The sequence below is a fragment of the Amycolatopsis japonica genome (genome assembly GCF_000732925.1).
Taxonomy (GTDB): Bacteria; Actinomycetota; Actinomycetes; order Mycobacteriales; family Pseudonocardiaceae; genus Amycolatopsis; species Amycolatopsis japonica.
In genome coordinates this window covers 5369499-5392434 of sequence record NZ_CP008953.1, presented here as the reverse complement: position 1 = coordinate 5392434, position 22936 = coordinate 5369499, and the positions used below count along the sequence as shown (strand labels likewise).

Below are 22936 nucleotides of genomic sequence, written 5' to 3'. Positions count from 1 at the left end.
AGGCTGCCAGGTTGAGACCCCGGCCTGCGTGGTGCTGGCGCGTCGCTGCTTGCCGGAGGTACATGAAGGGGTCCTTCCTGTACCTAGGCGCAAGGAAGGGGGCCTTCATGTACTCGGGAGGCCTTCACAGCACTCCACCGCGAGATGGCTCCAGCAGCCGTGCAATGAAAGGTCCTTTCCTTGCAAATTTCGCAAGCAACGGACCGTTCATTGCACGCGGTGGCGGGCACTGGCGACAGTGTCTGGTAGAGATCACCGGGTGAGCAGCAGTCCCGAACCGACCCCTCTGTGGGACCTTCCGGAGCCGAAGGCCGAGCCGGCGCGGAAGGCCAAGCCGTCGCGCGCGAAAACGGCCAGCCGTCGCGGGGCGCAGAACCCCGCGCCCGAGAACCCGGTCGCGCGGATCGTCGTGGACATCCCGCTCACCCATCTCGACCGCACCTTCGACTACCGGATCCCCGAGAAACTGCACGAAACCGCCGTCCCCGGCTGCCGGGTGCGGGTCCGGTTCGCGGGTCAGCTCGTCGACGGGTACCTGGTCGAGCGCGCCGACACCACGGAGTTCACCGGGAAGCTCGCCTACATCGACAGGGTGACCTCCAGCGAGCCCGTGCTGCCCCCGGCGCTGCTCACGCTCTGCCGGTCCGTCGCGGACCGCTACGGCGGCACACTCAGCGACGTCCTGCGGCTCGCGATCCCGTCCCGGCACGCGAAGGCCGAGGGTGAACCGCCCGCCGAACCCGCGCCGACGCCGGAGCCGCCCGAAACCACCGCCTGGGAGAAGTACCAGAGCGGTCCGGCGTTCCTGGAGGCCGTCGCGGAACGGCGTCCGGCCAACGCGGTCTGGCAGGCGCTGCCGGGGGAGGACTGGCCGCGTCGCCTCGCCGAAGCGGCCGCCGTCGCGGCTTCCGCGGGCCGGGGTGTGGTCATGGTCGTACCCGACCATCGTGACCTGACCCGGCTGCACGACGCGTGCGTTTCCTTGCTGGGCGCCGATTCCGTGGTCGCGTTGATCGCGGGGCTCGGCCCCGCCGAGCGGTATCGCCGTTGGCTCGCGGTGCTGCGCGGCGCGGTGCGCGTCGTCGTCGGCACGCGCGCGGCGATGTTCGCGCCGGTCGCCGATCCCGGCCTGTTCGTGGTGTGGGACGACGGCGACGACGTCCACCTCGACCAGCACGCGCCGTATCCACACGTCCGTGACGTGCTGATGGACCGCGCGCACGCCGCGAAGGGCTCCATGCTCGTCGCCGGTTTCGCGCGCACCGCCGAAGCGCAGTTCCTGGTGGAATCTGGCTGGGCGCAGCCTCTCGTGGCCGCCCGGCCGGAACTTCGGGCGGCGGCGCCGAGGGTCACGCCGGTCGGCGAGGACTTCGACGTCGCGCGGGACGAAGCGGCCAAGGCCGCGCGGCTCCCGTCGGTCGCCTTCGAGGCGGCGCGGCAGTCGCTGGCGGGCGGATTCCCCGTGCTGGTGCAGGTTCCACGTCGCGGGTACGTCCCGGGGCTCGCGTGCGGCAACTGCCGGACGTCAGCGCACTGCCGTCGGTGCGCCGGCCCGCTTTCCTTGCCGGGCGGGCTGATCGACGGCGCGCCGAGGCCGCCGGCCTGCCGGTGGTGCGGCGTCCCCGAGACGAACTTCCATTGCGCCGCATGCGGTTCGGTGCGGCTGCGGGCGGTCGTCGTCGGGTCGAAGCGCACCGCGGAGGAACTGGGCCGCGCGTTCTCCGGATTCCCCGTGCGGACCTCGGGCGCGACGGAGGTTTTGGCTTCGGTGCCCGGAAAACCGGCGCTGGTCGTGTGCACGCCGGGCGCCGAGCCGGTCGCGGAAGGCGGTTACGGCGCGGCGCTGCTGCTGGACGGCTGGGCGCTGCTGGGGCGGCAGGACCTGCGCGCGGGGGAGGAGACCCTGCGGCGCTGGATGGCGGCGGCGGCCCTGGTGCGGCCGGGAACCGAAGGCGGTCGCGTGTTCGTCGGCGCGGAAGCGGGCCTTTCCGTGGTGCAGGCGCTGGTGCGCTGGGACCCGGGCTGGCACGCGAGCCTCGAACTGGCCGAGCGGCGCGAACTCGGTTTCCCGCCCGCGATGCGGATGGCGAGTATCGAAGGCACGCCGGACGCGGTCGCCGGACTGCTCGACGACCTCGCCCTCCCGGAGAGCGGCGAGGTGCTGGGCCCGGTGCCGCTCGGCGAGGTCGACGAGGACGGCAACGCCGAACGGGAGCGGGCCCTGGTGCGCGTCGCGCGTCCGGACGGGAAGGCGCTCGCCGCCGCCGTCCACGCCGCGGCCGCGCGCCGGGACGCGCGCAAGGCGTCCGAGCCCATCCGGATCCAGCTGGACCCGCTGGAACTCATCTAACGCCCCCGCGTTTCGTCCTCTGAATGCGGTAGTTCGACAGCGAACCATCGCATCCAGAGGACGAAATGCGTGGGGTCAGAGGGTCGTGCCGGGGGTCGCGAGGACGTCGGCGCGGGCCGAGGCGCCCGGAGCGGGCGAAGCGGCCTTCGTGGCGGAGCCGCCCAGAGCGGCGGTGAGCAGCGTGACGATCTGCGATGAGATCGCCGCCCGCCGCGCCTCGAAATCGGCGTCGGTCAGGGCCGAAGGATCGGTGGGCGTGCCGAGGACGGGGGTGTGCAGGTGCCCGCCCGCGATCCCGGTCAGACCGAGGCCCGTCCGGAGCCGGTTGCTGCGATACATGGACTCGTTGCTCAGGTAGTTGCCGCCGCCACCGGAAGCGGCGACCTCACCGGGCTTCGGCGCGTCCGTCCGGCACACCGCGGTCCCCGTCCCCGGTTTCGTGCTGTCCGGCCAGACGCAGAACGCCTCGTTGTACAGCACCTGATACGCCCCGGCGGGCGCGGCGAGCATCTTTTCGTACGGCAGCGTGGTTTCGATGAACTGGACGTCCGGCTGCGGCCAGCCGTCGGCGGGCGGGACCTGGCCGCGGACGGGCTCGTCGAGGTTGTCCGGCGAACCGCCGCGCCACGCGCCGGCCCACCGCTCGATGTCAAAGCGGCCGGGACGACCCTGACTGATCGTCATGATCAGCTCCGGACGGCGGAACCGGTCCTTGAACGCCTGGCCGTAGGCGGCCTCGACGATTCCGGCGTCGAAGTAGCGCCACACCACCGGGAACGACACGGCCTGCACCAGCGCGGGCCCGGTCGGCGTCTGGATGGTCTTGCCGTCGAGATGCAGCGCCGCCGCGCCCGACGGGTTCGCGATGCGGACGCCCGCGCCGTTGAGGGTGAACGGATCGAACCCGCTCACCAGCACCCGCCGCAGCTTCGGACCGGCGGGGAAGCGGGAATCGTCGAGTCCCCGCGCGCCGAAGTCGAACGTCTTCAGCAGCTCCGCCCGGGCGGGCGCGGACAGCGGGAAACGCGGCGTCCACTGCCGCAACGCCTTGCTCATCTGGAGGCGGGCCCAGTAGAGCGGCCGGTCGTCGGCCTTGTCGATGCTGCCGAGATCCGGACGGCGGCCCTGCGCGCGGTCGACCGCGGTGCGCCAGAGCCCCTCACCGGCGGTCTCGGCGAGCTTCTCGGCCCGCAAAGCGGTCTTCGTGGCGCAGAGGCGCGCCGTGAAGTCGGAGACGAGCTTGTCGAATCCGGCGAGCCGGACGAGTTCCGGGCCGACCGCCGGACCACCCGAAGGCATGGTCGCGGTGAGCCGCTTCTCCTCGACGGTGATCGCGGCGGAGTCGTCGAAGCAGGCGCTCGCGCCTTCTGCCTGCGCGACACCGGGGACAGCGAGGACGGGAAGTGCGATGAGCAGCGGGAGGAAGGCGCCCCACCGCCTGCCGGGAGTCTTCATGGCCCGCATTCTGCTCATCCCGCCACGGCCGCACCACCGACGAACGCAGGTCTCGGCGGGTCTTGTCCGGGGTGGACAGGCGGGGCAGACTCGCGCCATGGCCGCGCACAGAAGCACTCCGGTACGCATCACCGCAGTCACCGCGATCGCCGTCCTGGTCGGCGCCGCCGCGCCGGGGATGGCGGCGGCAGCGCCACCGACACCCAAATCGCCCACCGCCGTCGGCTATCTGGGCGCGGTGTCGAGTATCGACGCGGACGCGACCGCGATCGGCACGAAGATCCTGCGCGAGGGTGGCAACGCCGTCGACGCCGCCGTCGCGACCGCCGCCGCCCTCGGCGTCACCGACCCGTTTTCCGCCGGATTCGGCGGTGGCGGCTTCTTCGTCTACTACGACGCGCGCTCCGGCAAGGTGCACACCCTCGACGGCCGCGAGACCGCCCCGTCGACCGCGAACGAGAACCTCTTCGTCGAGAACGGCAAGGCGATCCCGTTCGCCGAGGCCGTCACCAGCGGACTGGGCGTCGGCGTCCCCGGTACGCCCGCCACCTGGCAGGAAGCCCTGCGCAAGTGGGGGACCAAGTCGCTGGCGAAGGCGGTCAAACCCGCCGAAGACCTCGCCCGCAAGGGTTTCACCGTCGACCAGACCTTCAACACCCAGATCGCGAACAACGCCGCCCGGTTCTCGGCGTTCCCGTCCACCCGGTCGCTGTACCTGCCCGGCGGCGCGCCGCCCGCGGTCGGCACGACGTTCAAGAACCCGGACCTCGCGGGCACGTACGCGCAGCTCGCCGCGAAGGGCACCGACGTGCTCTACCGCGGCCCGATCGGCGCGGACGTCGTCGACACCGTGCGGAAGCCGCCGGTCGACCCCGCGTCGACGCTGAAGGTGCGCCCCGGTGACATGACCGCGGCCGACCTCGCGAAGTACCGCGTCGTCGAGCGGAAGCCGACGAAGACCCAGTACCGCGGTCTCGACGTCTACGGCATGCCCGCGCCCTCGTCCGGCGGGCTGACCGTCGGCGAGGCACTGAACATCCTCGAGAACACGAAGCTCTCGAAGCTGGAGAAGGCCGACTACCTGCACTACTTCCTGGAGTCGACCCGGTACGCCTTCGCCGACCGCAACCGGTGGATCGGCGACCCGGCCTTCGTCGACGTCCCGGCGAAGGAGCTGATCAGCCAGAAGTTCGCCGACAGCCGCGCGTGCCTGATCGACGCCGCGAAGGCCGGGACCAGTCCGGTCGCGCCGGCGGACCCGCGCAAGCCCACCCCGTGCGTGGCCGGGGCGAACCCCGCGCCGACCCCGTACGAGGGCGAGAACACCACGCATCTCACGGTCGCCGACCGGTGGGGCAACGTCGTCGCCTACACGCTGACCATCGAGCAGGAGGGCGGGAGCGGCATCGTCGTCCCGGGCCGCGGCTTCCTGCTCAACAACGAACTGACCGACTTCTCCTTCACCCCGGTGACGCCGGGCGTGCCCGACCCGAACCTGCCGGGCCCGGCGAAGCGGCCGCGTTCGTCGATGGCGCCGACCATCGTGCTCGACCATGGCAAGCCGTTCCTCGCCGTCGGCTCGCCCGGTGGCGCGTCGATCATCACCACGGTGCTGCAGATCCTCACCGGCCGGATCGATCGCGGGCTGAAACTGGTCGACGCGATCGCCGAACCGCGCGCCTCGCAGCGGAACTCCGCGGCCGCGCAGGTCGAGCAGGCGTTCCTGGATCAGACCGAGGTGCTCAAGGTGCTGAAGGCCAAGGGGCAGGGCTTCTCGACGACGCCCGCGGAGATCGGGGCGGCGACCGGCGTCGAACGGCTGCGGGACGGCCGGTGGCTCGCCGCGGCCGAACCCACGCGCCGGGGAGGCGGCTCGGCGGCCGTCGTGCTGCCCTGGCCGCCGCGTTAGGACGCCTCGCTCGCGAAGGCCTCTTCGGCCCTTTCGCGCGCTAGGAACGGTCCTTTCCTTGCAAATTTCGCAAGGAAAGGACCGTTCCTAGCATCCGCCGCATCGCAGAGGGAGAGCGAGCGCGCCGGGGTGGTGAGCTCCTTCTAGACTGAGCGGCGATGTTCGCCCAGTCAGAGGTACCCGTCCCCCCGGCGGAGGTGCGTTGATGCGCCTCGTCTTCGCCGGCACCCCCGAACCCGCGGTCCCGTCGCTGCGCGCGTTCCTCGCGTCCGAGCAGCACGAGGTCGTCGCCGTCGTGACCCGTCCGGACGCCCAGGCAGGCCGCGGCCGCCGCGTCGTCCGATCGCCGATCGGCGCGCTGGCCGACGAGCACGGGATCGAGGTGCTGACCCCGCCGAAGGCGAGCGACCCCGCGTTCCTCGCCCGGCTCGCGGAGATCGCGCCCGACGCGTGCCCCGTGGTCGCGTACGGGGCGTTGCTGCCTCAGGCCGCGCTGGACATCCCGGCGCACGGCTGGGTCAACCTGCACTTCTCGCTGCTGCCCGCGTGGCGCGGCGCCGCGCCGGTCCAGGCCGCGATCCGCGCCGGGGACGAGATCACCGGCGCCTCGACGTTCCGCATCGTCAAGGAACTCGACGCGGGCCCGGTCTACGGCGTGGTCACCGAGCAGATCGCCGCCACCGACACCGCGGGCGAACTGCTCGGCAGGCTGGCGGAGTCCGGGGCGAAACTGCTCGTGTCCACGATGGACGGAATCGCCGACGGTTCGCTGCGCGCGGTCGAGCAGACCGGCGACGGCGTGAGCTACGCGCCCAAGGTGACCGTCGAGGACGCGCGCGTGTCGTTCGCCGACCCGGCCGCCGCGGTCGACCGGCAGATCCGCGCGGTCACGCCGGAGCCGGGCGCGTGGGCGGAGTTCCGGGGCGAGCGGCTGAAACTCGGCCCGGTGACGGTCGTGGACGAGCCGGGGCCCCCGCCCGGCGAACTCGTCGTGGAGCGCAAGCGGGTGCTGGTCGGCACGGCGTCGAAGCCGGTGCGGCTGGGCGAGGTGCAGGCGCAGGGGAAGAAGCGGATGGCGGCCACCGACTGGGCGCGCGGTACGAGGATCGAACAAGGAGAGCGCCTGCAGTGAACGAGCGTAGGGAACGCCGGCCGTCGAGGCCGCAGCGAGGCCGCCCGGCCCCGCGCAAGGAAGGGCCCAGCCGCCCGCCGCAGATCGACCCGGCCCGGCAGGTCGCCTTCGACGTCCTGCGCGCGGTCCGCGAAGACGACGCGTACGCGAACCTGGTGCTGCCGCAACTGCTGCGCAACCGCCGGATCTCCGGCCGCGACGCGGCGCTGGCCACCGAACTGACCTACGGCACCTGCCGCGCGGTCGGCATGCTGGACGCCGTCATCGCGGCCTGCCTGGACCGTCCGCTGGAGAAGGTCGACGCCATCGTGCTGGACGGCCTCCGGCTCGGCGCGTACCAGCTGCTGCGCACTCGCATCCCCCAGCACGCCGCTGTCGGGTCCACTGTGGACCTCGTCCGCGCCGAAGTCGGTTCCTGGATCGCGGGTTTCGTGAACGCCGTGCTGCGCTCGGTGTCCGAAAAGGACGAAGAGACCTGGCTGAACGAGCTGGCCCCCGACGAGGCCGCCGACCCGATCGGCGCCTACGCCCTGCGGACGGCGCATCCGCGCTGGGTAGCGCGGTCGTTCGCGGAAGCCTTGGGGGACAAGGGCGCGGAGCTGAAGGCGGCACTGGAGGCCGACGACGACCGCCCCGACGTCCACCTGGTCGCCCGGCCCGGCGAGATCAGCGCCGAGGAGCTGGCCGCCATCACCGGTGGCGACGTCGCGCCGTACTCGCCCTATGGCGTCCGGCTGCCCGCGGGCTCCGGTGACCCCGGCGACCTCGAGCCGATCAAGGAAAAGCTGGCCGCGGTCCAGGACGAGGGCAGCCAGCTGTGCGCCTACGCCGTCACGAGGGTCCCGGTCTCCGGCACCGACGTGCGGTGGCTGGACCTGTGCGCCGGTCCGGGCGGCAAGGCGGCGCTGCTCGGCGCGCTCGCGGTGGCCGCGGGCGCGACCGTCGACGCCGTCGAAAAGGCCCCGCACCGCGCGAAGCTGATCGAGAAGGCCGTCCAGGACCTGCCGGTGACCGTGCACGTCGCCGACGGCCGCGAGACCGGTCTCGAACCGGGCTACGACCGCGTCCTCGTCGACGCGCCGTGCAGCGGTCTCGGCTCACTGCGGCGCCGCCCCGAGGCACGCTGGCGCCGCCAGCCCAGCGACATCGCGGACCTGACGAAACTGCAGGGCCAGCTGATCACCGCGGCACTGGACCTGGTCCGGCCCGGCGGCATCGTCACCTACGTCGTCTGCTCGCCGCATCTGGCCGAGACCGAAGGCGTCGTGGGGGAGACCGCGCGCCGCGCCGGTGCCCAGATCGTCGACGCGCGGGAGTTCTTCCCCGGCGTCCCGCAGCTCGGCAACGGCCCGTACGTCCAGCTGTGGCCGCACCGCCACGGCACGGACGCGATGTTCTGCGCCGTGCTGCGGAAGCCGGACACCGCCGGGTGAGCAGGGTCCTCGGCCTGGTCGCGAGCTCGTGCGGCGGACTGGACACCCGGTTCGCCGCGCAGCTCGCGAAACCGGCCGCGGACCGCGGCTGGGAGCTCGCGATCACGCTGACCCCCACCGCGGCCCGCTGGCTGGAGACGACCGGCGGGCTCGGTGACCTGGAAAAGTGCACCGAGCTGCCGGTCCGCAGCACCTCCCGGCTACCGGGCGAACCCCGCCCGCATCCGGATCCGGAGGTGTTCCTGTTCGCGCCCGCCTCCGCCAACTCCGTGGCGAAACTGGCGCTGGGCATCGCCGACAACCAGGCGCTGACCCTGCTCGGCGACGTCCTCGGCACGCCGGGCATCACGATCGTGCTGGGCTACCAGATCCAGGACACCCGGGTGCACCATCCGGCGTGGCGGCGCCATCTCGACACGCTCGCCTCCGCCGGGGTCACGACCACGAGGCTCACCCCGGAAACCGCGTGGACCTCGGTGCTGGACCTGCTCCCGGCGATCTAGCGGGCGCAGAACGCCGTGTCGACCGCGGCCACGAGATGCGCCGACGCCCCGTCCGGCAGCGGGTCCTGGTTGACCACGACGTTCACCTTCTTCCCGTGCGGGACCGCCCCCGAGATGTTCGCGAAGCCGCGGAGGTTGCCGCCGTGGCCCCAGAACCTCCCGCCGCAGGACAGCGGCACCGACGCGATCCCGAGCCCGTATTCCGCGCCGGGGATGCCCAGACCCGCCGGCACGGTCCGCTGCATCTCCGCCAGCTGTGCCCGGTGCAGGAGACGGCCGTCGACGAGCTCCCCGTAGAAGCGGTTCAGCTCCGCGCCGGTCGAAACGATCCCGCCGGAGGCTCCGGCGAGCGAGGGATCCAGTTCGGTGTAGTCGACGAGACCCGGCGCGTAGCCCCTGGCGTGCGGAAGCGGCAGGCGCTCGTCGCCGCGCGACGGCAGGTAGGTGTGGCGCAGGCCGAGCGGCTCGGCGATCCTCTTCCGGATCTCGGTGGAGACCGAGCGGCCGGTGAGCTTCTCGATGAGCATGCCCGCGATGACGTAGTTCGTGTTGGAGTACTTCCAGTTCGTGCCCGGCGCGAAGTCCGGCGGATGCGCCAGACCGACCGCCAGCAGCTCCCCGGGTTCGGCGCCGCGATGCCGCCACTCGTCGATGTCGAGATCGCGGACGTAGTTGTACAGCCCGCTCGTGTGCTGCAGCAGCTGCCGGACGGTGATCTTGGTGCCGTCGTTGCCGTTCCCGTGGACGAGACCGGGCAGGTAGCGGTCGATCGGCGCGTCCAGCCGCACCTTCCCCTCGGCGACCAGCTGCAGGACCACGACCGCGACGAAGGTCTTGGTGATGCTGGCCGCCCGGAACTTCGAGTCGTGCGGGAACGGTGTCCCGGTCTCGGCGTTCCCGACGCCCTCACGCTCCGACCACGACCGCCCGGAAGGGCTCGTCACGGTCGCCTGCGCGCCGGGGACGCCGTCCTGCACCAGTGTTTTCAGCGCTTTGTCGACTTCGTCCCGCGGGTGGGTCACGGCCAAAGCCGGGGTGGCGGTCGTCGCGGCGAGCAGCGCGACCAGTGAACCGACGGCGACGATCTTCTTGCCTGGCAAGGATTTTCGCATGGGTTCCACGCTAGGGAGGCTCGGACGCGGTGGCCATGGGGTGAACCCCCACGCCTTACTGGGGTTTGCCCCACCATGCCGCTCAGCGCAGGCTGTGCCCCGGCGCGACGACGCCGGTCTCGTAGGCGAACACCACGGCCTGGCTCCGGTTGGCCGCGCCCAGTTTCCCGAAGATGTTGCCCACATGGGTCTTGACGGTTTCGAGGCTGATGACCAGCTCGGCCGCGATGTCCACATTGGACTTCCCGGTGGCGATGAGCCGCAGCACCTCGGTCTCCCGTTTCGTCAGCGACGACGGGCGGGGAGCGAGGCCGGACGGCGCCGGGCGCGCGGTGACCATCCGGCGGATCGCGTCGGGGAACAGCAGCGTCTCCCCGGCGGCGATCGTCCGGATGGCGTGCGCGAACTCCTCCTTGCGCGCCCGCTTCAGCAGGAATCCGCTGGCCCCGGCCAGCAGGGCGTCGTAGACGTAGTCGTCGTTGTCGAACGTCGTGATCACGAGGACCTTCGGCGGGTCCGGGATTTCGGCGAGCACCCGCCGGGTCGCCTCGATCCCGTCCACCCCGGGCATGCGCACGTCCATCAGGACCACGTCGGGATGTGTCCGCCGCACCAGATCGACCACCTCGCCGCCGTCGCCCGCCTCGCCGACCACGGTCAGATCCGGCTGGTTGTCCAGCAGGGAACGCAAACCGGCTCGCAGCAAGGGTTCGTCGTCGACGATCAGGACGCGCAGTGTCATGAGCGCGACCGTAGCGGGATCGTGGTCACCAGCCGCCACAACGGTTCCCCGTCGACGGCGGGGCCCGCGACGAGCTCCCCGCGCAGGGCCTCGACGCGTTCGGTGAGCCCCGGCAGCCCGTTGCCGCCGCGGCCGGAGGCGGCCGCGTGCTCCATGAGCGGGTTCACGATCTCGATCCGCAGCGCGTCGGCGAGTACCGCGACCCGCACGCTCACCGGGCCGGGATGGGCGTGCCGCAACGCGTTCGTCAGTCCTTCTTGGACGATCCGGTACGCCTCCCGCGAAAGGGTCGCGGGCAGTTCGGCGGCGGGGCCGGTGAGCTCGTAGTCGATCTCAGCGCCGCCCGCGCGGGCCCGTTCGGCCAGTGTCCCGGCCTCGATGAGCCGCCGTTCGGGCTCTCGGGACGACCGGTCGTCCCGCAGCAGGCCGAGTACGTGGTCGAGGTCTTCGAGCGCCGCCCTCGAAGACTCCTCGATGGTGCCCAGTGCCCGGCGCACCAGCTGTGGTTCGGAATCGACCAGTTCGGCGGCCGCGGCGGCCTGGATGGTCGACGTCGTCAGCGTGTGGCCGATCGAGTCGTGCAGTTCGCGGGCCAGCCGGTTGCGCTGCTCGAAGTGGTTCGCCCGGACTTCCGCCGCGGCGACGCGTTCGGCGGCGGACGGGCCAAGCAGGGCGACCGCGGCGTACTGGAACAGCTTGCTGAAACCGGCGAGGACGTAGGCGATGACGACGAGCGTGACCAGCGCGATCGGCAGCGTCCACAGCCCGCCGGTGCCCGATTCGATCGTCACCCGTTCCCCGAAGAACTCGATGGGGCTGCCGCCGCCTCCCGCCCACACGATGGCGAACACGAAGCCGAGCATCAGGAAACAGCCGAGGCCGAACAGCACCCAGCCGAGCGCGGTGTGCACGAGCAGCCAGGCCGCCGAGCGCCAGCGCTCCGACCAGGCGACCTTCGTGTGCTGCGGAGGCTGCGCGATCCGGGCGTCCAGCATCTGGTTGGAGAACCAGATACCGACCCGGCGCATCGGTCCGGGCAAACCGGCCAGCACGACCAGCACGCCCATGGCGAGCACGCCGTAGGCCATCTTCGCCCACACGTCGCCCGGGAGGAGGACGGCGGGAATGAGCGCGATGGGGAACGGGATCGCCGTCATCGCCATGCCGAGGAGTCCGAACGGGACGCTGCGGTAGCTGCCGATCCGCACGAGGGGCTTGAGTGGGTTGACCATGAGGGGAACGCTATTCGGCGGCGCGTGCGCGCACCTCCCACTGCGGTGCCATTTCGCGTCATACTCCAGACCGGGTCGACGGTCACAGCCGGTTAGCGGGCGTTAGCGGCGTCCTCCTACACTCGGGCGCGTGGCTCACCGACCTTTGATCGCACCCAGCATCCTCTCCGCGGACTTCGCCCGGCTCGGCGACGAGATCCGTGCCGTCGCGGGGGAGGGCGACACCCGCGCGGACTGGGTCCACGTCGACGTCATGGACGCGCACTTCGTGCCGAACCTGACCCTGGGCCTGCCCGTGGTGCAGTCGCTGCTCAAGGCCACCGACGTCCCCATCGACTGCCACCTGATGATCGAGAACCCCGACAAGTGGGCCATCGGGTACGCCGAAGCGGGCGCTTACAACGTCACCGTGCACGTCGAGGCCGCGCACGACCCGATCGCGCTGGCGAAGAACCTGCGCGCCGCCGGGGCGAAGGCCGGCCTGTCGATCAAGCCGAACACGCCGATCGAGGACCACCTCGAGACCCTCAAGCACTACGACACGCTCCTGGTGATGTCGGTCGAGCCCGGTTTCGGCGGTCAGTCGTTCATCGAGGGCGTCCTCGACAAGGTCCGCACCGCGCGGCGCCTGGTCGACACCGGCCACCTCAAACTCGTCGTCGAGATCGACGGCGGGATCAACGCCGACACCATCGAGCAGGCCGCCGAAGCCGGAGTGGACTGCTTCGTCGCCGGTTCCGCCGTCTACGGCGCCGAAGACCCTGGTAAGGCCGTCGCGGCGCTTCGTGAGCAGGCGGCCCGCGTCCGCGGCTGATCCCGCCTCGTGATCCGCCGTCGGGTCAGGAGAAGGAATCGGCCGCGAGGGGTGTTGGATGAGGGGAGCACCGTTCCCAGCGGCGGTGCGAGCCAGGAGGAGGGCAGCAGGAGTGTTCACCGGCATTGTCGAGGAACTCGGCGAGGTCACCGCGGTCGAGCAGGTCCCGAACGCCGCGAGACTGACCGTTCGGGGGCCGCTGGTGACCAGCGACGCCGGGCACGGCGACTCCATCGCGGTGAGTGGCGTGTGCCTCACCGTGGTCGCGGTGGCGGGCGGTGAGTTTACCGTCGATGTCGTGCACGAGACCCTGCAGCGCTCCAGCCTCGCGAAGGTGCAGGTCGGCGACGTCGTCAACCTCGAACGCGCGACGCCGGCGGGCGGCAGGCTCGGCGGGCACATCATGCAAGGCCATGTCGACGGCACCGGCGTCTTCCTCAAACGCGACGAGCAGGGACTCACCACGTTCGCGCTGCCGAAGAAGCTGTCCCGGTACGTCGTCGAGAAGGGGTCGATCGCGGTCGACGGCGTCTCCCTCACGGTCGCTTCGGTGACCGACGAGGAGTTCTCCGTCGCCCTGATCCCGACCACGCTCGAACTCACCACGCTCGGCCGGAACACCCCGGGTGACCTGGTGAATCTCGAGGTGGACGTGGTCGCCAAGTACGTCGAGAAGCTGGCCATGCCGCACCTGCGCGCGCAGGGGGACAATGGCGGTACGGAGGAGCGGGCGTGAGCGAGACGAGTGCGATTCCGGGGTCGGCCGATCTGACCCCCTGTGCGGGCGGGGTGGTGGCAGTGAACGCCGATGCCATCGAGGCGGCGATCGCCGACATCAAGGCGGGCCGTCCGGTCGTCGTGGTGGACGACGAGGACCGCGAGAACGAGGGCGACCTGATCTTCGCGGCGGAGAAGGCCACGCCGGAACTGATGGCCTTCATGGTGCGCTACACCTCGGGTTACGTCTGCGTGGCGCTGACCGAGGCCGAGGCGGACCGGCTCGACCTGCCGCCGATGTACCACACGAACCAGGACCAGCGCGGCACCGCGTACAGCGTCACGGTCGACGCCGCCGAGGGCATCACCACCGGCATCTCCGCGGCCGACCGGTCGCATACCGTCCGGCTGCTCGCCGACCCGGCGTCCAAGGCGTCGGACTTCCGGCGGCCCGGCCACGTGGTCCCGCTGCGCGCCAAGCAGGGCGGCGTCCTGCGGCGCCCGGGGCACACCGAAGCCTCCGTCGACCTGGCCCGGCTGGCCGGCCTTTCGCCGTCCGGGGTGCTCTGCGAGATCGTGTCGCAGAAGGACGAGGGCGACATGGCCCGCCGCGACGAACTCGAGGTCTTCGCCGCGGACCACGACCTCAAGATGATCACCATCGCCGACCTGATCGCGTACCGGCGGCGCACCGAGAAGCAGGTCGAGCGGGTGGCCGAGGCGCGGATCCCGCTTTCGGCGGGCACGTTCCGCGCGGTCGGGTACGACAGCCTGCTGGACGGCATCGAGCACATCGCGTTCGTCTACGGCGAGATCGGCGACGGCGAGGACATCCTGGTCCGCGTGCACTCCGAGTGCCTGACCGGTGACGTCTTCGGCTCGCTGCGCTGCGACTGCGGCCCGCAGCTGGAGGCCGCGCTGGAAGCGGTGGCCAAGGAAGGCCGCGGCGTCGTGCTCTACATCCGCGGCCACGAGGGCCGCGGCATCGGGCTGCTGCACAAACTGCAGGCCTACCAGCTGCAGGACGCCGGCGCGGACACCGTCGACGCGAACCTGCAGCTCGGCGTCCCCGCCGACGCGCGGGACTACGGCACCGGCGCGCAGATCCTGTGCGACCTCGGCGTCCGCTCGATGCGGCTGCTGACGAACAACCCGGCCAAACGTGTCGGGCTGGAGGGCTACGGCCTGCGGGTCACCGGGCGGGTCGCGCTGCCGATCTCGCCGAACCCGGAGAACCTGCGCTACCTCAAGACCAAACGGGACCGGATGGGGCACGACCTGTCCCAGCTGGAGCATTTCGACCAGGTCGGCGCCGAGGTCGACCAGGGCAACGGAGGTGGCACGCGGTGAGCGGCGAAGGCCGTCCGGACGTCGAACTCGACCTGTCCGACTGTAAGAACATCCGGCTCGGGATCGTGGCCACACGCTGGCACACGAAGATCACGAGCGCCCTGCTGGACCGCGCCCTCGAGGCGGCCAAGGCCGCCGACCTGGAAGAGGAGCCGACGGTCGTGCGCGTCGCGGGCGCCGTCGAACTGCCCGTCGCCGCGCAGGCGCTGGCCCGCACCCACGACGCGGTGGTCGCGCTGGGCGTGGTCATCCGGGGCGGGACGCCGCATTTCGAGTACGTCTGCGACGCGGTCACCGCGGGCCTGACCAGGGTCGCGCTCGACGAGAGCACCCCGGTCGGCAACGGCGTCCTCACCTGCGACACCGAGCAGCAGGCCCTCGACCGGTCGGGTCTGCCCGGCTCCGTCGAGGACAAGGGCTACGAAGCGACGGTCGCCGCGCTGGACGCCGCGCACGCGCTGCGGAACCTGCGCCAGCCGTGGACCGAGCGGGGATTCGTGTGAGCGTCGAGGCGGATGTGATGACGGAGTCCGAGGTCGTGGTGGTGCGGCCCCGCCGCGCCCTGGTGATGTGCTCCGTGCTGGCGGTGATCCTGCTGGCGACGTTCGTGGTCGTCGCGGTGCTGCTGCGCGGCTCGGACACCGGCGTGATCTTCCAGCCGTCCGACCAGGCGGCGATGATCGGCATCGGCGTCCTGCTCGCCGCGGGCACGATGCTGTTCGCGACCGCGCGCGTGAAGGCCGACGCGGACGGCATCGAGGTCCGGAACGTGCTGATGACCAAGAAGTTCGCGTGGAGCGAGGTGCTCTCGGTGAGCTTCCCGGACGGCGCCTCATGGGCCCGGCTGGAGCTGCCGGAGGACGAGTACTACTCGGTCATGGCCGTGCAGGCCGTTGATCGGGAACGCGCGGTGGCGGCGGTGCGGGCGTTGCGGCGGCTGCACAAGGCGGCCTGGGAGGGCTGACGCTCGCCTTTTCCCGACCGACCGCGTTTCGTCCTCTGAATGCGATCCTTAGGTGTGGCAAGTACGTGAAGGCCCCCTTCCTTGCGTCTAGCGCAAGGAAGGGGGCCTTCATGTACTTGGGAAGGTGTGAAGGACTCCTTTCCTCGGCTGAGCCGAGGGAAGGGCCCCTTCACGCGCGGCCGCTGTGACTGCTGGTGCAGGTGGGGCGCATGTGGCGCCTCCCAAGTCCGTGAAGGCCTCCTTGAGGGACCCAGAGTCCCTCAAGGAGGCCTTCACGGACTTGGGCCAAGGGAGGCTGACGCCGCTCTCCGGCTCCTTCAGGTGCTAGGAACGGTCCTTTCCTGGCAAAATTTGCCAGGAAAGGACCGTTCCTGGCATCCGGGGCAGGCGGCGTTCGCCGGGCTCACTCAAGTGTCATGAAAGGGTCGTTCGGGACGAAAAACGTCCTGAACGACCCTTTCATGACATCCGGCACCCGAAAACGCGCGTTCAGAGCGAAAGATCCACCACGATCGGCGCGTGGTCCGAAGGCCCCTTCCCCTTCCGCGCCTCACGGTCCACATAGGAATCCGTCACCGCGCCGGCCACGACGGCGTCGGCGTACACGAGGTCGATCCGCATTCCCTTGTTGTTCGGGAAGTTCCCGGCCCGGTAGTCCCAGTACGTGAACGGGTGGTCGTACTTCAGCGGCCGAGGGAACACGTCGGACAGTCCGAGGTCCCGCAGCGCGGCGAGCGCCTTCCGCTCCGGTTCGGTCACGTGCGTCGATTCGGCGAACACGCCGATGTCCCAGACGTCCGCGTCGGTCGGCGCGATGTTGAAGTCACCGAGCACCGCGAACGGCAGGCCGCGCGCCTGCTCCTCCCGCACCGTCGCCTCCAGCGCGGAGAGCCAGGCGAGTTTGTAGCCGTAGTGCGGGTTCTCCAGGTCGCGCCCGTTGGGCACGTACACCGACCACAGCCGCAGCCCGCCGCAGGTGGCGCCGATGGCCCGCGCGTCGGTCTTGTCCTCGAAGGTGGGCTCGCCGGTCAGCCCGCGTGTCACGTCTTCCAGCCCGACGCGCGACAGGATCGCGACGCCGTTCCAGCGTCCGATGCCGTACGCCGCCGTCTCATAGCCCAGTTCCTTCACCGCGTCGAAGGGGAAGGCGTCGGTGCCGCATTTGAGTTCCTGCAGGCACAGCACGTCCGGCTGGGCCGAACCGAGCCACTCCAGCACCCTCGGCAGCCGGGGCCCGATCGAGTTCACGTTCCAGGTCGCGATCCGCATGCCCGCGAGCGTCCCACACCCCACCGACACTCCGACGTGAAAGGGGCCCCTGCCGCGACGGGTCACGTCGCGGCAGGGGCCCCGGCCGGGGTGGAGGTCAGACCCCGGTGGTCGAGCGGATCCAGGAGCGGGCCGAAGCGACGCTGCCGTAGTTGTTGGTGCCGCGGATGTTCGAGCCGCTCTGGTTCTGCACGGTCGAAGCGACACCGACCTGGACGCCGTTGGAGACCTGGGGGCCGCCCGAGTCGCCCTTCCACGCGGAGCCGTTGATGCCGACGCTCTGGATGGCCGGGCCACCGTAGGCGTCGGTCGAGCTGCCGCTGACGCGCACGTTGGCGACCTTCAGCGCCGAGGCGGGCGGGCCGGTCGGGGTCTCGCGGCCCCAGCCGTAGAGCTGGTTGGTGCTGCCGACCGACGGGTTCGAGCTCGCCAGGGTGATCGGCGTGACGCCGGCGTCGGAGGCCAGGTGCAGCAGCGAGATGTCGGAGCCGGCGGGCGAGGACACCTTGCGGTCGACGGCGATCTCACGGCCGCCCTGGAGCTGGTTGCTGCCGACGCGGACCCGCATGCCGGTGCCGTCGGAGTCGAGGCAGTGCTTGGCGGTCAGGACCCAGCGCTGGGCGATGACGCTGCCGGAGCAGTTGAACCCGTCCCACTGACGGCCCGGGGTGTTGACGTAGACCTGGGCGCCCCAGCTCACGGTGGGGGCGGTGCCGCCGCCCACGATGTTGGGCTGGACACCGGTGGGGGTGCCCGCGGAGGCGACGGCGCCCGCGGTCATGGTGAGGGCTGCGGCGGCGAGGGTGGCGGCGCCCAGCGTACGAAGACGGCTCACGGTGCAGGAGTCCTTTCGAGCGTCATCTGACGAAGAACCGAATGAAGTGGAACTGGGACGGAAAGTAATCAACCGATTCACCCGCTAGGAACCAACGAACGTCGGTTACGGCGGAAGACCCGACTTAGGTCGGTATGCGTGGTGAAAGATGGACCGGATGGTGGGAATGGCCACTCGAAGGGTTGACCGGACCGCGCGTAAGGACGGGGCCTCGTAAGACTGTCGGTGGTGCCCCATAGGCTTGTCGACGTGGCTGACCCGACCACCTACCGTCCCTCGCCGGGGAGCATCCCGGACGCCCCTGGCGTGTACAAATTTCGTGACGCCACGAAGAGGGTCATCTATGTCGGCAAGGCGAAAAGCCTCCGAAGCAGGCTGAACTCGTACTTCGCCGACATCACGGGCTTGCACCCGCGCACCCGCCAGATGGTGACGACGGCGGCGAGCGTCGAGTGGACCGTCGTGGGCACCGAGGTCGAGGCGCTCCAGCTCGAATACAACTGGATCAAGGAGTTCGACCCGCGGTTCAACGTCCGGTACCGCGACGACAAGAGCTACCCGGTCCTCGCCGTCACGATGAACGAGGAGTACCCGCGCCTGCACGTCTATCGCGGCGCGCGCAAGAAGGGCGTGCGGTACTTCGGGCCGTACGCGCACGCCTGGGCCATCCGCGAAACGCTCGATCTGCTGCTCCGGGTCTTCCCGGCGCGCACCTGCTCGGCGGGCGTCTTCAAACGGCACGGCCAGATCGGCAGGCCGTGCCTGCTCGGCTACATCGGGAAATGCTCCGCGCCGTGCGTCGGCAAGGTCTCCGCCGACGAGCACCGCGAGATCGTCGAGGACTTCTGCGACTTCCTCGCCGGCCGCACCGACGCGCTGATCCGCCGTCTGGAACAGGAAATGGCGGCAGCGTCCGAAGAGCTGGAGTTCGAGCGAGCCGCGCGGCTGCGTGACGATCTCGGCGCGCTGCGGCGCGCGATGGAGAAGCAGGCGGTCGTGCTCGGCGACGGCACCGACGCGGACGTCGTCGCCTTCGCCCACGACGAGCTCGAAGCCGCCGTCCAGGTCTTCCACGTGCGCGGCGGACGGGTCCGCGGGCAGCGCGGCTGGGTGATCGACAAGGCCGAAGAGATGGACGTCAAGGATCTCGTCGACCACTTCATCACGCAGTTCTACGGCGAACAGGCCGAACGCGCGGACGATCCCGACGGCGGCTCGCCGGTGCCGCGCGAGGTGCTCGTCCCCGAGTTGCCCGCCGACGCGGAAGCCCTGGGCGAATGGCTTTCCGGGCTGCGAGGGTCTCGGGTGAGCCTGCGGGTGCCGCAGCGCGGCGACAAACGCGCGCTCGCCGAAACCGTGACACGCAACGCAGGAGAGGCGTTCACCCAGCACAAACTGCGCCGCGCGGGCGACCTCACCGCGCGCTCGGCCGCGTTGGCGGAACTGCAGGACTACCTGGCGCTGGAAACCGCGCCGCTGCGTATCGAATGCGTCGACATCAGCCATATCCAGGGCAGCGACGTGGTCGCCTCGCTCGTGGTGTTCGAGGACGGTATCCCGCGCAAGTCCGAGTACCGGCGCTTCGCCTTGCGTGAGGCCGCGGAGGAAGGCGACGTCGCGTCGATCGCCGAAGTCGTCCGCCGCCGGTTTTCCCGGTATCTCAAGGAAAACGCCGAAGGAGTCGATCCGGACCGGCCGGGCATCGACCCGGAGACCGGCAAACCGCGCAAGTTCGCCTACGCGCCGAACCTGCTCGTCGTCGACGGCGCGGGCCCGCAGGCCACCGCCGCCGCGGACGTGCTCTCCGAACTGGGCGTCACCGACATCGCCGTGGTCGGCTTGGCGAAGCGGCTGGAGGAGGTGTGGCTCCCGGGCGATCCCGATCCGGTGATCCTGCCGCGCACCTCCGACGCGTTGTATCTGTTGCAGCGGCTGCGCGACGAGGCGCACCGCTTCGCCATCCGGTACCACCGCGAGAAGCGCTCCAAGCGGATGCAGGTGTCCGCATTGGACGGTGTGCCGGGGCTGGGGCAGGCTCGTCGTACCGCGCTGATCAAGCATTTCGGCTCGGTGAAGAAACTCCGCGAAGCGCGGATAGAGGAGATCGAGGCGGTGCCCGGCTTCGGCAGGCGCACCGCCGAAGCGGTCGTCGCGGCACTCGCAGGGGAGACAGCCGCGGCGGCGGGGGAGTCCAGTACGTGATCGGTGAAGGGACCATTGTGAGTGCGCAAGAAGAAGGCCGCGGTTCCGGGATGGAGGTCGCGGTCGTTTCCGGTCTGTCCGGCGCCGGCCGCAGCACCGCCGCGAAATGCCTGGAGGACCTGGGCTGGTTCGTGGTGGACAACCTGCCGCCCGAGCTGATCGCGACCATGGTCGAGCTCGGCGCGCAGGCGCGGGGCGCGATCACCAAGGTCGCCGTGGTGATGGACGTGCGTTCGCGCGCGTTCACCGACGACCTGGCTTCGGTCATCAAGGACCTCGACGCCCGCGGGTACAAGCCGCGTGTCCTGTTCCTGGAGGCCACCGACGCGGTGCTGGTGCGCCGGTTCGAGGCCGTCCGCCGCGGCCACCCGATGCAGGGCGACGGCAGGCTCGCCGACGGCATCACCGCCGAGCGCACGCTGCTGGAGCCGCTGCGGGAAGAGGCCGACCTCGTGCTCGACACGTCGTCGCTTTCGGTGCACGATCTGCGCGCCAAGATCGAGGACGCCTTCGGTTCCGAGGCGAGCACGCAGACCAGGGTCACCGTGCTGTCGTTCGGCTACAAGTACGGCCTGCCGATGGACGCCGACCTGGTGATGGACGTCCGCTTCCTGCCGAACCCGTTCTGGATCCCGGAACTGCGCGACCACACCGGTCTCGAGGGCGAGGTCCGCAACTACGTGCTCAGCCAGGAAGGCGCGGACGAGTTCCTCGACCGCTACCACCAGTTGCTGCGCCTGATCGGCGCGGGCTACAAACGCGAGGGCAAGCGGTATCTGACGCTGGCCGTCGGCTGCACCGGCGGGAAGCACCGCAGCGTCGCCATCTCCGAGGAGCTCGCCCAGCGTCTGTCCAATGAGGACGGTATGGCCGTGAAGGTGGTGCACCGCGACCTTGGCCGCGAGTAGCGCACCGCGCGCGGTGGCACTGGGCGGCGGGCACGGCCTGCACGCCACCCTCACCGCCTTGCGCCGGGTGACCTCGCAGGTCACCGCCGTGGTCACCGTCGCGGACGACGGGGGCTCGTCCGGCAGGCTGCGCCGGGAACTGGGGCTGCTGCCGCCGGGCGACCTGCGGCAGGCCTTCGCCGCGTTCGCCGCCGAAGACGGCGGGACGTTGTGGGCGGAGGTGTTCCAGCACCGCTTCGGCGGTGACGGCGCGCTCGCCGGGCACGCGGTCGGGAACCTGTTGCTGGCCGGGTTGTTCGAGGTGCTCGGCGACCCGGTCGCCGCGCTCGACGAGGCGAGCAGGCTCATGGGCATCTCCGGCCGGGTTCTGCCGATGTCACCCGAACCGCTGGAGATCCAGGGCGAGGTTTCGGGGCTGGACGCCGAGAATCCCGAGGCGTTGCGGCGGATCCGCGGCCAGGTGGCGGTGGCGACGACCCCGGGGCAGGTGCACCGGATCAGTCTTCACCCGACCGGGCAGGCCGACCGCCCACCGCGTGGCTGTGCCGAGGCGATCGAGGCCGTGCTCGACGCGGACGTGGTGTTCCTCGGTCCGGGTTCGTGGTTCACGAGTGTGCTGCCGCATCTGCTGGTGCCGGATCTGCACGACGCGTTGCTCCGAACGGACGCCACGAAGGTTGTGATCCTCAACCTGATCCCCCAACCGGGGGAGACGGCGGGGTTCTCGCCGGAGAAGCATTTGGACGTACTCTTCGAACACGCCCCGGAATTACGGGTGGACGCGGTCATCGCGGACCGGGACTCGGTGCCCTCACCAGCCCGGTTGCGGGACGCGGCCGGGAGACTGGGCGCGCGGGCGTTGCTGGGGGCGGTGGCTGACCCGGTCGTGACGGGGCGGCATGATCCTGATGCGCTCGCGGGCTGTATGCGAGACGCTCTCGGTCTCACCGGGGGAGGAGCTGAAGGTATGGAGGGGCAGCGATGGCGATGACCGCCGCCGTGAAGGACGAGCTGAGCCGGCTGGAGATCACCAAGATCGGCCCGCGCCGCGCGGAGGTCGCGTCGATGCTGCGATTCGCGGGCGGGCTGCACATCGTGGCCGGCCGCGTCGTGGTGGAGGCCGAACTCGACACCGGTTCGGTGGCGAGGCGGCTGCGCAAGGAGATCCACGAACTGTACGGACACCAGTCCGACGTGCACGTCATTTCCTCCAGCGGCTTGCGCAAGGGCACGCGGTACGTCGTCCGGGTGGTCAAGGACGGCGAGGGGCTCGCCCGGCAGACCGGCCTGATCGACCAGCGCGGCCGCCCGGTGCGCGGGCTGCCCGCCGCCGTCGTGTCCGGTGGCGTCGCCGACGCGGAAGCCGCCTGGCGCGGCGCGTTCCTGGCGCACGGTTCACTCACCGAACCCGGTCGTTCGTCGTCGCTCGAGGTCACCTGTCCCGGTCCCGAGGCCGCGCTGGCGCTCGTCGGCGCCGCCCGGCGGATGGGCATCCAGGCCAAGTCGCGGGAGGTCCGCGGCGCGGACCGGGTCGTGGTGCGCGACGGTGACGCGATCGGTGCCCTGCTGACCCGGCTCGGCGCGCACACGAGCGTGCTCGCCTGGGAAGAGCGGCGGATGCGCCGCGAGGTGCGAGCCACCGCGAACCGGCTCGCGAACTTCGACGACGCCAACCTGCGGCGTTCGGCCCGCGCGGCCGTCGCGGCGGCGGCCAGGGTGGAGCGCGCGCTGGACATCCTCGGCGAATCCGCCCCGGAGCACCTGCTCGCCGCGGGCAAGCTGCGGCTGTCGAACCGGCAGGCCTCGCTGGAGGAACTGGGCCAGCTGTCCGATCCGCAGATGACCAAGGACGCCGTCGCCGGCCGGATCCGCCGCCTGCTGGCGATGGCCGACAAAAAGGCGAAGGAACAAGGCATTCCGGACACCGAATCGGCCGTCACCCCGGACATGCTGGAAGAAGACGAGGCCTGACCCACCCGCGTTTAGTCCTCTGAATGCGGTAATTGCGT

Annotated in this window: 20 protein-coding genes; 14 read left to right on the top strand and 6 right to left on the bottom strand. The window is 70.9% G+C overall.

Features of this window, described 5'->3' with window-relative positions; genetic code table 11:
* Nucleotides 1-259: 259 nt before the first annotated feature.
* Entirely contained in the window at nucleotides 260-2350 is a 2091-nt protein-coding gene (locus tag AJAP_RS24740; RefSeq protein ID WP_038515584.1) for a primosomal protein N', read from the top strand.
* Between the two features lie 75 nt (nucleotides 2351-2425).
* Here AJAP_RS24740 and AJAP_RS24735 read toward each other — a convergent pair whose 3' ends face one another.
* Nucleotides 2426-3805: a hypothetical protein gene (locus AJAP_RS24735; protein ID WP_038515582.1), complete on the bottom strand. Its 1380-nt coding sequence runs from the start codon at nucleotides 3803-3805 to the stop codon at nucleotides 2426-2428.
* Between the two features lie 97 nt (nucleotides 3806-3902).
* Between AJAP_RS24735 and ggt the strand changes: the two genes are divergently transcribed.
* The 4 genes from ggt to AJAP_RS24715 all read left to right on the top strand — a co-directional run bounded on the left by ggt (nucleotide 3903) and on the right by AJAP_RS24715 (nucleotide 8782).
* Nucleotides 3903-5714: a gamma-glutamyltransferase gene (ggt, locus tag AJAP_RS24730; RefSeq protein WP_038515580.1), complete on the top strand. Its 1812-nt coding sequence runs from the start codon at nucleotides 3903-3905 to the stop codon at nucleotides 5712-5714.
* Nucleotides 5715-5919: 205 nt separating this feature from the next.
* Nucleotides 5920-6846 (top strand): methionyl-tRNA formyltransferase, encoded by a 927-nt coding sequence (fmt, locus tag AJAP_RS24725; RefSeq protein ID WP_038515579.1) that lies wholly within the window; start codon nucleotides 5920-5922, stop codon nucleotides 6844-6846.
* Nucleotides 6843-8279: an RsmB/NOP family class I SAM-dependent RNA methyltransferase gene (locus AJAP_RS24720; RefSeq protein ID WP_143202574.1), complete on the top strand. Its 1437-nt coding sequence runs from the start codon at nucleotides 6843-6845 to the stop codon at nucleotides 8277-8279. The genes fmt and AJAP_RS24720 overlap by 4 nt, the downstream gene beginning before the upstream one ends.
* Complete coding sequence (locus tag AJAP_RS24715; RefSeq protein ID WP_038515577.1) at nucleotides 8276-8782, top strand: flavoprotein; 507 nt, start codon at nucleotides 8276-8278, stop codon at nucleotides 8780-8782. Before AJAP_RS24720 ends, AJAP_RS24715 begins: the two co-directional genes overlap by 4 nt.
* Here AJAP_RS24715 and AJAP_RS24710 read toward each other — a convergent pair.
* The 3 genes from AJAP_RS24710 to AJAP_RS24700 form a co-directional block, all read right to left on the bottom strand.
* On the bottom strand, nucleotides 8779-9894 hold the full coding sequence (locus tag AJAP_RS24710; RefSeq protein WP_038515575.1) for a serine hydrolase domain-containing protein: 1116 nt from the start codon (nucleotides 9892-9894) through the stop codon (nucleotides 8779-8781). The genes AJAP_RS24715 and AJAP_RS24710 overlap by 4 nt on opposite strands.
* Before the next feature lie 82 nt (nucleotides 9895-9976).
* The gene (locus tag AJAP_RS24705; protein ID WP_038515574.1) at nucleotides 9977-10636 is read right to left on the bottom strand and encodes a response regulator transcription factor; all 660 of its coding nucleotides are present in this window, start codon (nucleotides 10634-10636) and stop codon (nucleotides 9977-9979) included.
* Nucleotides 10633-11868 carry a sensor histidine kinase gene (locus AJAP_RS24700; protein WP_038515572.1) on the bottom strand — a complete coding sequence of 412 codons (1236 nt, stop codon included), beginning with the start codon at nucleotides 11866-11868 and terminating at the stop codon, nucleotides 10633-10635. The genes AJAP_RS24705 and AJAP_RS24700 overlap by 4 nt, the downstream gene beginning before the upstream one ends.
* Before the next feature lie 145 nt (nucleotides 11869-12013).
* Between AJAP_RS24700 and rpe the strand changes: the two genes are divergently transcribed.
* The 5 genes from rpe (at nucleotide 12014) to AJAP_RS24675 (ending at nucleotide 15713) form a co-directional block, all read left to right on the top strand.
* Nucleotides 12014-12682, top strand: a complete 669-nt coding sequence (gene rpe, locus AJAP_RS24695) for a ribulose-phosphate 3-epimerase (protein WP_007029650.1) — start codon at nucleotides 12014-12016, stop codon at nucleotides 12680-12682.
* Between the two features lie 112 nt (nucleotides 12683-12794).
* Nucleotides 12795-13418, top strand: coding sequence for a riboflavin synthase (locus AJAP_RS24690; protein WP_016333119.1), 624 nt, complete (start codon nucleotides 12795-12797; stop codon nucleotides 13416-13418).
* Between the two features lie 56 nt (nucleotides 13419-13474).
* Complete coding sequence (locus AJAP_RS24685; RefSeq protein ID WP_174492104.1) at nucleotides 13475-14749, top strand: bifunctional 3,4-dihydroxy-2-butanone-4-phosphate synthase/GTP cyclohydrolase II; 1275 nt, start codon at nucleotides 13475-13477, stop codon at nucleotides 14747-14749.
* Complete coding sequence (gene ribH / locus AJAP_RS24680; RefSeq protein ID WP_037343973.1) at nucleotides 14746-15252, top strand: 6,7-dimethyl-8-ribityllumazine synthase; 507 nt, start codon at nucleotides 14746-14748, stop codon at nucleotides 15250-15252. The genes AJAP_RS24685 and ribH overlap by 4 nt, the downstream gene beginning before the upstream one ends.
* Nucleotides 15253-15269: 17 nt before the next feature.
* Entirely contained in the window at nucleotides 15270-15713 is a 444-nt protein-coding gene (locus AJAP_RS24675) for a PH domain-containing protein (protein ID WP_037344534.1), read from the top strand.
* 489 nt (nucleotides 15714-16202) lie between these two features.
* Here AJAP_RS24675 and AJAP_RS24670 read toward each other — a convergent pair whose 3' ends face one another.
* Together AJAP_RS24670 and AJAP_RS24665 are read right to left on the bottom strand one after the other, a co-directional pair.
* Entirely contained in the window at nucleotides 16203-16982 is a 780-nt protein-coding gene (locus AJAP_RS24670) for an exodeoxyribonuclease III (protein WP_038515568.1), read from the bottom strand.
* A gap of 97 nt (nucleotides 16983-17079) precedes the next feature.
* Nucleotides 17080-17817: a S1 family peptidase gene (locus AJAP_RS24665; protein WP_038515567.1), complete on the bottom strand. Its 738-nt coding sequence runs from the start codon at nucleotides 17815-17817 to the stop codon at nucleotides 17080-17082.
* Between the two features lie 249 nt (nucleotides 17818-18066).
* Here AJAP_RS24665 and uvrC point away from each other — a divergent pair, with 249 nt between their 5' ends.
* The 4 genes from uvrC to whiA are packed head-to-tail and all read left to right on the top strand — an operon-like array spanning nucleotide 18067 to nucleotide 22898.
* A complete protein-coding gene (gene uvrC / locus AJAP_RS24660; RefSeq protein ID WP_073846985.1) occupies nucleotides 18067-20019 on the top strand; it encodes an excinuclease ABC subunit UvrC in 1953 nt (650 codons plus the stop codon).
* A 50-nt stretch (nucleotides 20020-20069) separates the two neighbouring features.
* Nucleotides 20070-20927 (top strand): RNase adapter RapZ, encoded by an 858-nt coding sequence (gene rapZ, locus AJAP_RS24655; RefSeq protein ID WP_034311885.1) that lies wholly within the window; start codon nucleotides 20070-20072, stop codon nucleotides 20925-20927.
* Nucleotides 20914-21918, top strand: a complete 1005-nt coding sequence (locus AJAP_RS24650; protein ID WP_051972587.1) for a gluconeogenesis factor YvcK family protein — start codon at nucleotides 20914-20916, stop codon at nucleotides 21916-21918. Before rapZ ends, AJAP_RS24650 begins: the two co-directional genes overlap by 14 nt.
* The gene (gene whiA, locus AJAP_RS24645; protein ID WP_005152315.1) at nucleotides 21909-22898 is read left to right on the top strand and encodes a DNA-binding protein WhiA; all 990 of its coding nucleotides are present in this window, start codon (nucleotides 21909-21911) and stop codon (nucleotides 22896-22898) included. Before AJAP_RS24650 ends, whiA begins: the two co-directional genes overlap by 10 nt.
* The last annotated feature ends 38 nt before the right edge of the window (nucleotides 22899-22936 follow it).

Coding starts and splice junctions, on each gene's coding strand:
- AJAP_RS24735 (WP_038515582.1), bottom strand. CDS start 3,805: ATGAAGACTCCCGGCAGGCGGTGGGGCGCCTTCCTCCCGCTGCTCATC.
- ggt (WP_038515580.1), top strand. CDS start 3,903: ATGGCCGCGCACAGAAGCACTCCGGTACGCATCACCGCAGTCACCGCG.
- fmt (WP_038515579.1), top strand. CDS start 5,920: ATGCGCCTCGTCTTCGCCGGCACCCCCGAACCCGCGGTCCCGTCGCTG.
- AJAP_RS24710 (WP_038515575.1), bottom strand. CDS start 9,894: ATGCGAAAATCCTTGCCAGGCAAGAAGATCGTCGCCGTCGGTTCACTG.
- AJAP_RS24705 (WP_038515574.1), bottom strand. CDS start 10,636: ATGACACTGCGCGTCCTGATCGTCGACGACGAACCCTTGCTGCGAGCC.
- AJAP_RS24700 (WP_038515572.1), bottom strand. CDS start 11,868: ATGGTCAACCCACTCAAGCCCCTCGTGCGGATCGGCAGCTACCGCAGC.
- AJAP_RS24675 (WP_037344534.1), top strand. CDS start 15,270: ATGACGGAGTCCGAGGTCGTGGTGGTGCGGCCCCGCCGCGCCCTGGTG.
- AJAP_RS24670 (WP_038515568.1), bottom strand. CDS start 16,982: ATGCGGATCGCGACCTGGAACGTGAACTCGATCGGGCCCCGGCTGCCG.
- rapZ (WP_034311885.1), top strand. CDS start 20,070: ATGGAGGTCGCGGTCGTTTCCGGTCTGTCCGGCGCCGGCCGCAGCACC.
- whiA (WP_005152315.1), top strand. CDS start 21,909: ATGGCGATGACCGCCGCCGTGAAGGACGAGCTGAGCCGGCTGGAGATC.